At 54.7% G+C, this 11,129-nt stretch carries 9 protein-coding genes and 1 tRNA gene; 8 read left to right on the forward strand and 2 right to left on the reverse strand.

The genetic code is table 11. From position 1 onward, the window contains the following. Nucleotides 1-75: 75 nt before the first annotated feature. Entirely contained in the window at nt 76-900 is an 825-nt protein-coding gene (locus OHL22_RS21405) for a sigma-70 family RNA polymerase sigma factor (protein ID WP_263341750.1), read from the reverse strand. A gap of 244 nt (nt 901-1,144) precedes the next feature. Between OHL22_RS21405 and OHL22_RS21410 the strand changes: the two genes are divergently transcribed. From OHL22_RS21410 to OHL22_RS21420, 3 genes are all read left to right on the forward strand, one after another. Further along, nucleotides 1,145-1,229: transfer RNA gene (locus OHL22_RS21410), tRNA-Leu, on the forward strand. A 79-nt stretch (nt 1,230-1,308) separates the two neighbouring features. Next, nucleotides 1,309-1,626, forward strand: coding sequence for a preprotein translocase subunit SecG (gene secG, locus OHL22_RS21415; RefSeq protein ID WP_263341751.1), 318 nt, complete (start codon nt 1,309-1,311; stop codon nt 1,624-1,626). A gap of 112 nt (nt 1,627-1,738) precedes the next feature. Beyond that, nucleotides 1,739-2,380 carry an MBL fold metallo-hydrolase gene (locus tag OHL22_RS21420; protein ID WP_263341752.1) on the forward strand — a complete coding sequence of 214 codons (642 nt, stop codon included), beginning with the start codon at nt 1,739-1,741 and terminating at the stop codon, nt 2,378-2,380. Between the two features lie 395 nt (nt 2,381-2,775). Here the strand turns inward: OHL22_RS21420 and OHL22_RS21425 are convergent, their stop codons facing one another. Further along, nucleotides 2,776-5,094, reverse strand: coding sequence for a M28 family metallopeptidase (locus OHL22_RS21425; protein ID WP_263341753.1), 2,319 nt, complete (start codon nt 5,092-5,094; stop codon nt 2,776-2,778). A 704-nt stretch (nt 5,095-5,798) separates the two neighbouring features. Between OHL22_RS21425 and OHL22_RS21430 the strand changes: the two genes are divergently transcribed. The 5 genes from OHL22_RS21430 to OHL22_RS21450 all read left to right on the forward strand — a co-directional run bounded on the left by OHL22_RS21430 (nt 5,799) and on the right by OHL22_RS21450 (nt 11,041). Further along, nucleotides 5,799-6,014, forward strand: coding sequence for a hypothetical protein (locus OHL22_RS21430; protein ID WP_263341755.1), 216 nt, complete (start codon nt 5,799-5,801; stop codon nt 6,012-6,014). Nucleotides 6,015-6,175: 161 nt separating this feature from the next. Continuing rightward, the gene (locus OHL22_RS21435) at nt 6,176-6,766 is read left to right on the forward strand and encodes an RNA polymerase sigma factor (protein WP_263341756.1); all 591 of its coding nucleotides are present in this window, start codon (nt 6,176-6,178) and stop codon (nt 6,764-6,766) included. Nucleotides 6,767-6,847: 81 nt separating this feature from the next. Further along, the gene (locus tag OHL22_RS21440) at nt 6,848-7,555 is read left to right on the forward strand and encodes a zf-HC2 domain-containing protein (protein ID WP_263341757.1); all 708 of its coding nucleotides are present in this window, start codon (nt 6,848-6,850) and stop codon (nt 7,553-7,555) included. Between the two features lie 36 nt (nt 7,556-7,591). After that, nucleotides 7,592-8,467 (forward strand): hypothetical protein, encoded by an 876-nt coding sequence (locus tag OHL22_RS21445; RefSeq protein ID WP_263341759.1) that lies wholly within the window; start codon nt 7,592-7,594, stop codon nt 8,465-8,467. A 750-nt stretch (nt 8,468-9,217) separates the two neighbouring features. Further along, nucleotides 9,218-11,041, forward strand: coding sequence for a CHAT domain-containing protein (locus OHL22_RS21450; RefSeq protein ID WP_263341761.1), 1,824 nt, complete (start codon nt 9,218-9,220; stop codon nt 11,039-11,041). The last annotated feature ends 88 nt before the right edge of the window (nt 11,042-11,129 follow it).

Below are 11,129 nucleotides of genomic sequence, written 5' to 3' on the forward strand. Positions count from 1 at the left end.
AGCGGCATCCGCCTGACGTCAAAAAAATCCGGGCGACGATGCGGAGGATTTGTCTGTCGCCCGGTGGGATAAAAACTAAGCGGCTTTTTGAGCAGGCTGCCGGTAAGCGGACTGCTTGACGATCGAACGGCGAAATGGAATGAGAGCTTTGCGAGCTTTTGGAGATATCCCTTTCATGGCCGCGCGAAGAGAAAGAATCGCTGATGCGCGAATACGGCCAACCTCAACGGTACTTAAACCGAGGAGCTGCGCGATTTCCGTGCGGGCTTTCCCCTCATTGAAGTACAGATGAACTACCCGTTTTTCAATATCGGGAAGCTGTTCAATGGCATGGCTAAGCCGTATTTCCTGTTCGCCGCGCAGACACGCGAGAAGTGGGCTGTCCTCTTCCGGCCCGGATACATAGACAAATTCCTCGTCCCCGGAGTCATCCTGAGCCTTCCGGTGCAAAGAGCCAATCTCGAGCGACGCCAGCTGCCCTAACAAATATTGATATTCAGATAGAGGAATCTGGAGCTCCGTGGCTATCTCATCCTCAGAAGGATTGCGTCGCAACCGGGCGGAAAGAGCCCTAATCGCTTCCTGAATCTCACGAGACCGGCGGCGAAGTCCACGAGGCGCCCAATCCAGATCGCGGAGGCTATCTACGATGGCCCCCTGAATGCGCCGGTACGCATAGCTGCTGAAATCGACATTCTTGACCGGATCGAACTTTGCAGATGCCTCCAGTAATCCCAGCATGCCCGCCGAGACGAGATCATCGAACTCGACATTCTGGGGCACCCGGCGATGAATGCGCCGCGCAAGCGACTGCACAAGTGGCAGATACTGCTGGTACACATGCTCCTGGGTCTTTGTTTCCCCCGAAGCTCCTTCATTCGAAACCATCGCTGCACGCATGATCATCTTTCCCATCAGTGAGTTGCCCCAACAATCAGGACTCACAGGATCGAGGATTCCAACCGACGGGGGATGCCAAGCGCGCCCCAGAGCCGCGTTACTTTGGATTACCTTTGAATCGCTGTGTTGTTACCATTGAACAGCGAGACGAGCGGAGTCTCCGTGATGTTCGTCACCCGACTTGCTGGCCCGCGCGAGCTTGGGACGAAGCCTCACCTTTGCTATACTTGTCTGGTTGCCTCGTGCGGAGGTGGCGAAATTGGCAGACGCACAAGCTTGAGGTGCTTGCGCCGCAAGGCATAGGGGTTCAAGTCCCCTCCTCCGCACCAAGATTCTTCCGCGGCATATTCAGGCTCGGTTCTGAACAACCAGCCAGCGCGCCGTGAGACCCACGAAAGTAGTGTTCCGATGCACTTTCTGCTTTACGCCATCATCACCGTGCACATGATCGTGTGCTTCTTTCTAATCGGAGTTATTCTCCTGCAACAGGGCAAGAGCGCCGATCTGGGCGGCTTCTTCGGTGGTCAGGGTTCGCAGACCGCTTTCGGTCCCCGCGCAGCAGCGAGCCTCATGACGAAGCTGACCGGCTGGGCGGCAGCCATATTCATGGTCACCTCGATGTCACTCACTGTGCTATATCTGCGCTCGTCTGGTGAGGGATCTTCGGTGCTCTCCGGCCTCAAGGCTGGAACTCCTGTTTCCGCTCCTGCAAAGCCAGGCAAGTAATTCCGAGCATCGGGTGCCGATGCCATCGAGTTTAGAAAGGGCAGGCTACATAGCCTGCCCTTTCTTGTTGCTATGGAACAGAGTTTGTCTGACGCTCCCGTAGAATCGAGAGATGAAAACCGACAGAGTGGTTCTTGAGACCTTCCCAGTTGGACCGCTACAGTGTAACTGCACCATTCTTGGCGACCCGGTGAGCAAAGAAGCGATCGTCATTGATCCGGGAGACGACATTGCACGCATTTATCGCCGGCTGAATGAGCTCGGATTGAAACTCAAGCAAATCCTCATAACGCACGCTCACATCGACCATGTGGGTGGCGCGCTGAAATTGAAACAGCTGACCGGTGCTCCGATCCTGCTGAATGAAAACGATCTGCCACAACTGGAGATGATGGATCAACAAGCAGACTGGCTTGGAGTGGAAACGCCCGAGGTCACCACTCCAGACGAAATTCTCAAAGATGGCATGAAGGTTGGGCTGGACGACTACAAAGCCCAAGTTCTGCATACGCCTGGTCACACGCAAGGCAGCGTTTGCCTCTATTTCAAACCTCTGGAATTGCTGGTTGCCGGAGACACTCTATTCGCCGGAAGCATTGGCCGAACGGATCTTCCCGGTGGCAACGGCGAGCAGATTCTGAGATCCATCCATCACAAGTTGCTGGTGTTACCCGAAGATACCTGCGTGCTGCCAGGGCACGGACCGCTTACGACGATTGGTGAAGAGAAGCTCCGAAACCCGTTTCTTATCTGAACAGCGATCCTGTTTCGTCCTCCGAATGAGGCTAAGAATGCATTGAAGGGGAGGGGGTGTATATTTTCCCTCCAAAATTCCCCTCTAAACCTCTGTATATCAATCGGATATGAACACCATAGATAGTGCAACATGGCGCGATTAGCGCAGCTTTTGCTGCATATTTGTGCACTTAATTTTGATTCAATTGAGCCCACGGAGTGAGCGGACCGGAGATCGACTCACGCTTCAACCAGCCCCTCTTTATTTTGCAGCTTTATGGGTTAATTGAATGCAACTGGCGTGCAAAGAACTGTCGCGGTTTTCTGCCAAGAGAGTGAAGCCCACCGAGCGTCTGCTCGATGGGCTTTCCAACTTGCCAGGCTTCGCAAAACCCGCCAGATATACATCTAAGGCTAATTGCCGCCAGTTGCAGCCTCCGCTTTCAGCGCGTCGGTTGCGGAATCAATGATCTTGCTTTCGTTGTCGAGCACCTTTCCGACCGAGAGGGTGGAAGCATCGGCGATCGACCATTTGCGCTGCTCGATGGCTTCGCGAATAGCAGGCAATGTTTTCACTCCATACCCTGTATAAGCGCCCGGCGCATAGAGCTGGTGTTTAAAGTAGCTGCGTCCCGGCAGACCCTTGGGATCGAAGTAACCGCGCTCGGTCTGCATCAGGATCTGGTTGACCTTGTCGATGGACGGTAAATCAAGGGATTCGCCTCCATGCGCTTCGGCAGCCTTGAACGCAGCTTCGTACGCCTTGGCACTCGCGGTCAGGGCTGCTGAACCGTTCTCCAGCGGAGCAAAGTTCAGGAAAGGTGGCAAGTCCTCATGCTTCGGAGCGGCAATTGGATTCTTCGGGTCGCTGATGGCTGTGAAGACGCCTTCATCGATTTCCTTGTCCTTCTCTGAGATCTCATCCTGCTCACTCTTCAGAAGTGACTTCACCTGATCGACGTAAGTGCCGACGGTATCTGCGGTGTTGGCGAAGTTGTATGGCAGCAGCTCGGCATCGGCCATGCGCATCATGGCTGTGCCGGCGAACTGCGCCAGTGCCCGGCCATAAACGAAATTGGTGTCTCCGAAATGGGTGTACCAGTAGAAGTCGTCATAGATGGAGTGGTACTGGCTGCCACGGTCTTCGCCACCAAAGCCTAGATCGAGCGACGGGATACCGACAAAGTCCTGGAATGAAACGTAGTCCGATCCGTCGCCGAGAGCGCCAAGGCGCAGGTCGGGCCGGTTTCGGGCCTCTGCTCGTTCAGCACCGTGGGCCCGGGAGATTTCAAGGAGCCGACGGCGTTCGAGAATCGAAATTCCCTTCTCCGGATCTTTGACATTGGAGGCGACGCCATTGATGAAATGCTCAAGGCCGTGCGAGCCCTCAAGGAAGGCGTAACCGCGGCCATTGGAGTCGCTGTTGAGATACATCACGCCTTTTTGCCTTAGCTCATCGGCGTGGGTTTCCACCCACTCTGTCGATCCGAGCAGGCCGGGCTCTTCGCCGTCCCAGACGCAATACACAATCGTCCGACGCGGCTTCCAGCCTTGCTTAAGAAGCTCACCGAGTGAACGAGCCTCTTCGAGTTCCGCTGCGGCGCCCGATACCGGATCGGAAGCTCCGTTGACCCAGGCGTCGTGATGATTGCCGCGAATCACCCACTCATCTGGCTCGGTGCTACCAGGGATTTTCGCGATGACGTCATAGAGCGTCTTGATGTCCCAGTTGGAATACATCTTCATGTGGACCTTAGCTGTGCCGGGACCAATGTGGTAGGTGATCGGCAGTCCGCCACGCCAGTTCGCGGGAGCAACGCGGCCGGTGATGGCCTGCAGCAGCGGCGTTGCATCGGCGTACGAGATCGGGATGACTGGAATTTTGGTGATGATGGGAGTGTCTTTGATATCGAGACGTTTAGCGTCCTTCGTCGCACCCACACCCGGAGTCAAAGGATCGCCAGGAAAGTCCGTGTCGTTCACTCCGCCACGCTGTACACCGTCTTTGGGCCGGCCTGCGCCCTTTGGGTAGGAATCGGCTACACCATAACCGTCGTTTGCGGGATCGGAATAGATGATGCAGCCGACTGCTCCATGCTCTGCGGCAACCTTGGGCTTGATTCCGCGCCATGCTGCGCCATAACGGGCGATGACCACCGCTCCCTTAACGGAAATGCCGAGGCGATCGAGTTCTTCGTAGTCCTCGCGCGTGCCGTAATTCACGTAGACCAGAGGACCGGTTACATCGCCGTCGGCTGAATATGCGTTGTAGGTGGGGAGCTGCTCGGAGGTCTGGTTGGAGGTTGGATCCTCAGGGATGGGTGGCTCTTTGAGCGAAGCAGTAAACTTGGTTGGCTCAATCAGCTCAACAAGGCGCTCCTTAGGTGTTGGAAAGAGCACATAGAAGTTCTCAATCTGCGCGTCAAATCCCCACTCTTTGAATTTTGAAAGCATCCACTCAGCGTTGTCTTTGTCATAGGGAGAACCGACGTGGTGCGGGCGAGCCGAGAGGCGGCGCATGTTTTCGCGAACGTTATCCGGTTGCGGAAGTGCTTGAAATTTCTCTTCCCACGAACGCTCTGCGTCGGACGTGGTCCGCGAATATCCATCCAGCGGAGACATTGCGCGAGATGCTTCGCCGGGTTGCTGAGCTATGGCCATCATGGGTGACAGGATCAGGCCGGGAATCAGGGAAGGCGTCAAGGCGAAGGCTAGCAGCCTGGAACGGATCATCGTTTCTCCAAAGACAACTAGATTGAAGTGAAGAACGCTCCGGATAGTGCGAACGCATCGTACAGGGCAACAGGTTCTTCCGGATGGGAACCAGTATAGACGCCTCAAAACGGACGGCATTTGCCTGAAACAAGTGCCAGATCTCGCTCTCCGATTCCGCAAAGCTTTGCAAATCAATCGCTCTCTTCCATCTGCCAAAAAACTATTTTCCTTCGTTCGGTTGAAACGGACAGCGAATGCTCTGCACTACTGCAGCGTAAGTCCCAATTCTCCAGTCGCAATCGATGATGATTGCGCAGGATATTTACGATCTCCGGGTCCCGTCCAGATTTCCGGCTTTCTTAAAGGGTTGGGCTCAACACAGACCAGCGGGGCTTTCTCCGTCTAGCGGCTCCCCTAACTAAATTGCAATGAACGTTGGGTCTCATGCAAAAGATCTTGCAATCTACAGGAAACTCCCGCTCGCAAATTGATTGTGTTGACGCCGCGGAACTAACTCCAGGAAATCAGGCATACAGAAGGGCAGTTCTTTACTGCGGCTTTGCATGTCTGTGGTTGATCGTGCTGGCAGCGATCTTCACGTTGAATCAGTGGATCGGCCTCGCGATTCAGGCACTTGCCCTTTCAAGCTCGCTGCTGATTCAGCGCGAGAACACCAGCGGGTTGTCGAGCCCTCAAGTTGAATATGCGGAAGGATATGGGCCATGTCCGGCGGAGAAAATCGTGAAGCGATAAGGACCGGTAAAGCACAGGAGGATAAGACGATGAACCTGATGTATTTCGGTTTTGCGTCAGTTAACGTCCGAGGCCCGGCCACCGGCCAGCTCTACCACTTTTCCAAGACGAACCCCGTACAGGCGGTCGATGTACGCGATGCAGCACCCATCTTAAAAACCAGACTATTTCGGCGGATTCGATGATGCAGACAGGAATGCAGCCAAGAATGCAGCAGAAGCCCCGGCTTGGAGCGCACGGCCGGGGACATTGCACGATTCAAGAGGAACAGCGTAATCACGCGTACGGTACGGAGCGGGACAGCGCGATGCTATACTTGCGGCCTAACCGATATGCGGAGCCTGTCTTGGAATTTTGCACGTTCGATGCTGCATATATAGACAATCTTTGCGCGGGAGATCGCCGGACGCAGGATCACTTTGTCAGCTACTTCACAGCGCTGCTGGAGCTGAAGCTGCGCTCACGGCTTCACTCTCCGCAGGCAGTGGAAGACGTGCGGCAAGAGACGTTTGTCCGTGTGCTGCGGGTTCTGCGTAAAGACGGTGGACTGCGCCAGCCGGAGAGGCTTGGCGCGTTCGTCAATACCGTATGCAATAACGTGCTTTTTGAACACTATAGATCCTCGTCGAAAAGCCAGTCTCTCGACGAAGAAGGTCAACCGGAACTGCCCGCCGTGGGAGCGAGCGCACTCGATATAGCTTCTTCGAAGCAACTAAGCGGCAAGGTGCGGGAGATTCTGCTGGGGCTTCCACAAAAGGATCGCCGGTTGCTGAAGGCTATCTTTCTGGACGAGCGCGACCGAGATGATGTGTGCCGAGAATTTGGGGTAGATCGCGAGTATTTGCGGGTGCTTCTGCACCGGGCCAAGCAGGAATTCAAGGGTGAATATTTGAAGCGAATGGGAAATCCACTCGCACTGGGAATGAATGCATCATGAGCAGGAAACGATTTCATCACGCGGCACACTATCCAATGGAACGGGATGGAGCTGGGACAAGGTTGAGAGGTTAAAAAGCCTATGGATCACAGCGAAGCCGTAAACGCGATGATGGCAGAACGATATTTGTTGAATGAGCTGTCGGCCGATGAGCGCGACGCATTTGAAGAGCACTTTTTTGACTGCGCCGAGTGCGCAATTGACGTACGGGCAGGAGCCGCTTTTGTGCAGGAAGCAAAAGCGCAATTGCCCGGATTAACCCTGGAGGCGGCGCCGCGAGTGCGCTCCACCGAAGCACCGGCAAAGAAAGACAGTTCGTGGTTGGACCGTTTACGCCCGCTTTTTGCATCGCCGCTGATCGCTGGGCCGGTCTTTGCCGGCCTGATCGCGATTGTCGGCTATCAGAATCTGGTGACTGTACCCGGCTTGCGAACTGCTGCGACAGAGCCGCGCCTTTTGGCCCCTGTCACGCTGCACGGAGCCACCCGCGGAGAGCCCGTCACGATCGATGCGGACCTAAATGCTGGAGTAGTACTAATGGTTGATGTCCCAGTAAGGCCGGATATCACAAGCTATTCATTGGCATTAACCGATCCTCAGGGTAAACTTGCGTGGACGCGGAGTGTGACAAGCGATACTATTGCGGCTCAAGGCGATAGCTTGTCGCTGGTGATTCCGGGGTCCGGGCTGCAATCCGGCACGTATTCCCTGCAAATTTCGGGTTCTTTGCCGGCAGGAACGCAGACACAGCTCGAGCAGATGAGCCTCACGATCCGGTTAAAGAATTAATCGCCTCCGAAAAGCAAGAAGGAGATAGAACACCGTATGGCTGATTCGGTTGAACGTACCCACCTCTATCACGCCGAGGCTTCGGCCCTGAGTGGCCATCTGCAACTGCCGTTTGATTTGGAAATTGAACAACCGGCATCCGTGGAACTACCTGAGAAGGGTGGATACCTCACGCAGCGCGGACTGGACTACCGGCTAGGATCGGCCATCTCTTACAAGCATGCTTACACGCATGTTGCCGGCAACAAAGAAACGAAGCCGGGGCACGGATGGAATACGCTGGCGACCTCGGTGATCGAGGGATTCAATGTACTGGAGGTGGTGACCGCTGATCGGATTGTTGCGCAGATCGGCACAGATCATCCCCCGGAGGGGCACGTGCCCACGGTGACGTTTCTCGGCTCCCGGTTCGAAAATCTCCGGATTGCCGGTCATCCAGTCGAGCTGGACCTGAATTTCAGCATTGTCGGCGACAAGCCGGAGAGCGATGCTCCGTATACCGATCCCTCCAGTTCGGGATTATTGGGGCGCGCGGCGGCACAGCATGCGCGAGTTCGTGACCAACACAAGGATTACAAGAATCCGATCGAGGGATTGCTGGAACGCTTTCACCTATTGCCCGACAAGCCGACCCGCGGCGACGGAGATGAAGAAAGCATCGAGTGCTCCTTGGTGAACCAGGCTTCGGGGCCGTTTCCGGGGTCGTGCTTTGGGCATGTGATTCATGTGCCGCACTTCGGCACGATTTATCTGGCGGTGCTCAAGGTTCGCCATAGCAAGTTCCTTCAAAAAGGCCGCTCGCCTCAGCTCACGAATTTCGAACTCAGCATGATCGATATTGACATGGGGTGCATCGGAAGCGGGAAAACAAGCGGAGCTACGGCGAAAACGAATGGGGTATCCGGGCAGTAATCTTGACCTTGCGCTTTTAACTGAGAGCTGAAAATATGCCCTTTAGGCGCAATGAACAACACTCTCAATTTCAAAAGGTCTATCTCTGCCTTTTGGATACTTGTCCTCTTAAGCCTCATACCTCTCAATGATGTGCGCCGAAATTCTGCGCAGGCTGAATTTCAAAAAACTAGGGCGTTATTTGAGCGTGGATACTTCATTGAGAGTCAGGCGAGAGCCGAAGCGTTCTACCAACAACTGCAATACACATCTCCGACCTGGGCGAACAGTTTTCGATTGTTGCATGCCGAGATTCTTACTCGACGCGGGCTATATCCTCTTGCCGAACAACTTGTCTCCGCATTACCGCAAAGTTCTTTAACCAAAGAGCAGAATGTGGAAGCACTTGGCGTGAATGCGGTCAGTTTGACCGCACTTGGCCAATTCAAAGAAGCAGATTCCGATTTGCAAAAAGCCAGATCGCTGTGCCAACAAATCCAATCAATATATTGTGGCCAAATATTTTTATCGACAGGAGTGCTCTTAGTCGAGCAAGACCGATCATCAGAAGGCGATAGCTTTTTGCAGGAGGGTCATCGGTTTGCGATTGCTCACGCCTATCGATGGCTTCAGGCGACTGCAGACCTCGATTTAGGGTGGAGCTTACTCCAAAAGGAGCGTTATGATCAGGCGCTCGATTGGTTCCAACAAGCCAGCATTCTTGCCAGTCAAACAGGCCTACAAGATATCGCTCAACGGGCCTACGGAAACATGGGCTGGTCATATCTGCAGCTTGGCGATTCTGAACATGCTCGTGAATTGCTCATAAACGCTGAGCGTCTCGCAGATGGAATCGGAAATATCGGCAATGAAGTTAATTGGATGAAAACCCTTGGCTATCTATATAGAGATAATGGCGCGTTGGATGATGCAACTTCAACGCTGGATCGAGCACTTCTGTTTGCTACACAAATTGACAGCAAAAAAGATATTCTCGATTGTTTAGAAGATCTGGCTCATCTCTCTATCGAAACAGGCGATCTCGATTCGGCTAACAAATACATCGAAAGGGTTGCACCGATGGCTCAAGCCAGCGGCAGTGCTCTTGACATAGCCTACGTAAATCTAGCGCGTGGTAAGCTCGCTGCGGCTCGGCACGAGGATTCGCAGGCGGAATCCCTGTTTCGCCGCGTTGAGAGCGATCCGGCCAGCCAGGTGTCGATGCGGTTTGCAGCGGAGCACGAACTGGCGCTTCTCTATCAGGCTGAAAACCGTCCCGCCCAGGCGGAGCAGATGTACCGCATGGCGCTCACTACGTTTGAGGGGGCTCGGCAGCAGCTTAAAGATGACGATTCGAAGCTGCCCTTTGTGGCAAACGCCAAAGGCATCTATGACGACTATGTGCGCTTCCTGGTGAGTCAAAACAAGCCCGATCTGGCGCTGATGACCGCCGACCAGAGCCGTGCAAGAACGCTGGCCCAAGGATTGGGCATGATGAACGAAGGAAAGAATCCTCACCTTGCCACGGTTTCTGCGCAGGCGGTGGCGCGGAAAGCTGATGCGACCTTGCTCTTTTACTGGCTTGGGGAACGGCAATCGTATCTGTGGGCAGTCACGCCACACGGGACCACGATGTTTCCTTTGCCGGCAGAGAAGCAGATCACCCCACTCATTGAACGCTACAACAGGGATCTGCTTGGCACGGAAGACCCGGTTGAGTCCGGCAACACAGCGGGACAGCAACTCTACCGGCTGTTGGTAGAGCCTGCCGAAAAGCTGATCGGCCCTGACGGGCGGGTGATGCTGCTGACTGATGGACCGTTAAGCCGCCTCAATTTTGAAGCGCTTATTGTTCCAGCCAACACAGGTGGGAGCAAAGCGCATTACTGGATCGAAGACGCGACGGTGAGCTCGGCTCCTTCGATCTCAATGCTGGCCGGAGGATTGGCCGAACACGCGAACGGGCGGGAATCCAATGCAAAGCTCCTGCTTCTTGGAGATCCGCAGCCGCCAAGCGCCGACTATCCGGCACTTCCCTATGCCGGAGAGGAGATGGCGAAGATCGAAAAGCAATTTGGGCATAACGATGAGATCGTATATGCCGGGCCACTGGCAACGCCGGCGGCGTATCTCAGCAGCAAGCCCGAGGGATTTCCGTTCATTCATTTTGTTTCCCATGGAGTAGCCAGCCGGATGGATCCTCTGGACTCAGCGATCATTCTTTCGCGTCCTCAGTCTGGCGATGAAGACTCCTTCAAGCTCTACGCAAGAGAAATCATGCGGCATCCGATTCAGGCCAGGCTCGTAACCATCTCGGCCTGCTATGGGAGCGGGACGCGCGCATATACGGGGGAGGGGTTGGTAGGGCTTTCCTGGGCGTTCCTGCGTGCCGGCGCACAGCGGACTATCGGCGCGCTTTGGGAGGCCAGCGACAGATCGACACCTGAGTTGATGAGCACGCTTTATGAAGGGCTTGAAACTGGGCAGACACCGGCCTCCTCACTTCGCAACGCAAAGTTGAAGCTGCTGCACTCGGGAGGAAACTTCCGAAAGCCCTTTTACTGGGCAGCCTTTCAGCTTTACACACGTGTGTAAAGCATCTTCAGGACAAATCTGTTCGTATATGAACAGATTGTTATGTAAACTGCCTGCTTGACCCGTCAAACCTACGTACAAGTCCTCG

The sequence above is a fragment of the Acidicapsa dinghuensis genome (genome assembly GCF_025685685.1).
GTDB lineage: Bacteria > Acidobacteriota > Terriglobia > Terriglobales > Acidobacteriaceae > Acidicapsa > Acidicapsa dinghuensis.

What these genes read in the sequence shown, in the direction of transcription:
- OHL22_RS21405 (WP_263341750.1), bottom strand. Translation starts at nt 900, where the DNA reads ATGCGTGCAGCGATGGTTTCGAATGAAGGAGCTTCGGGGGAAACAAAG.
- secG (WP_263341751.1), top strand. Translation starts at nt 1,309, where the DNA reads ATGCACTTTCTGCTTTACGCCATCATCACCGTGCACATGATCGTGTGC.
- OHL22_RS21420 (WP_263341752.1), top strand. Translation starts at nt 1,739, where the DNA reads ATGAAAACCGACAGAGTGGTTCTTGAGACCTTCCCAGTTGGACCGCTA.
- OHL22_RS21425 (WP_263341753.1), bottom strand. Translation starts at nt 5,094, where the DNA reads ATGATCCGTTCCAGGCTGCTAGCCTTCGCCTTGACGCCTTCCCTGATT.
- OHL22_RS21430 (WP_263341755.1), top strand. Translation starts at nt 5,799, where the DNA reads ATGTCCGGCGGAGAAAATCGTGAAGCGATAAGGACCGGTAAAGCACAG.
- OHL22_RS21440 (WP_263341757.1), top strand. Translation starts at nt 6,848, where the DNA reads ATGGATCACAGCGAAGCCGTAAACGCGATGATGGCAGAACGATATTTG.
- OHL22_RS21445 (WP_263341759.1), top strand. Translation starts at nt 7,592, where the DNA reads ATGGCTGATTCGGTTGAACGTACCCACCTCTATCACGCCGAGGCTTCG.
- OHL22_RS21450 (WP_263341761.1), top strand. Translation starts at nt 9,218, where the DNA reads ATGGGCTGGTCATATCTGCAGCTTGGCGATTCTGAACATGCTCGTGAA.